Origin of the sequence: Xanthomonas sp. WHRI 1810A, assembly GCF_040202885.1 — a bacterium.
GTDB lineage: Bacteria > Pseudomonadota > Gammaproteobacteria > Pseudomonadales > Pseudomonadaceae > Aquipseudomonas.
This window is the reverse complement of the sequence record NZ_JBEGED010000059.1, coordinates 1-594: the sequence shown is the minus strand read 5'-3', so window position 1 is coordinate 594 and position 594 is coordinate 1. Positions and strand designations below refer to the sequence as shown.

Here is a 594-nt window from a genome sequence, read left to right as displayed (position 1 = left end):
TAGAGCGCGATCAGATCACGGCAGAACACCAGGCGTTCAAGACCCGCACCGCTCAAGAGATCAACCGTGCTTCTGAGAAAGCGGCTGCCAAGGACAGCGAGGCGATTGAGGCGCGCAAGAGTGAACGTATCGCCCTGGAGCAAGCCGCACGTTTGCAGGGCCAGGTAGAGGCGTTGGAAACGCAGCTGGCCCAACTGACGGCAGCCATCGGTAGCCGGGTCACCGGCTCGAAGGCCTGACGGGAGGCCATCATGTCCTGGTCGCAACTGTTTGTTCTTGACGTTGCGCTGGTGATCCTCGCTGCGCTGGCCCTGCGGCCGAAGGCACGCGAGCGGCGGCATCGTCGCCGCCAGGATCAGGCGAGGCGGGTCTTGGCCAAGATCAACACGATCCCGCTGATGCCTCAACGTTTGGCTTACCTGCGCAAGATTGATCCCCTCACCTTCGAGGAACTGCTGCTGGAGACCTTCGAGCGGCGCGGCTACCGCGTCGAGCGAAATACGCATTACACCGGGGACGGTGGCGTCGACGGTGCGGTGTACCTCAACGGCTCGCGGTATCTCCTGCAGGCCAAGCGTTACCGCAAGCACATCA

At 62.6% G+C, this 594-nt stretch carries 1 protein-coding gene and 1 pseudogene; both read left to right on the top strand.

Annotation, left to right across the window (positions count from 1 at the left end; genetic code table 11):
• Positions 1-239: pseudogene (locus tag ABQX22_RS26710) on the top strand (DNA-binding protein); the annotation flags it as partial.
• 12 nt (positions 240-251) lie between these two features.
• Positions 252-594: restriction endonuclease (locus ABQX22_RS26705; RefSeq protein WP_349802862.1), on the top strand; the 343-nt coding region annotated here is incomplete at its 3' end.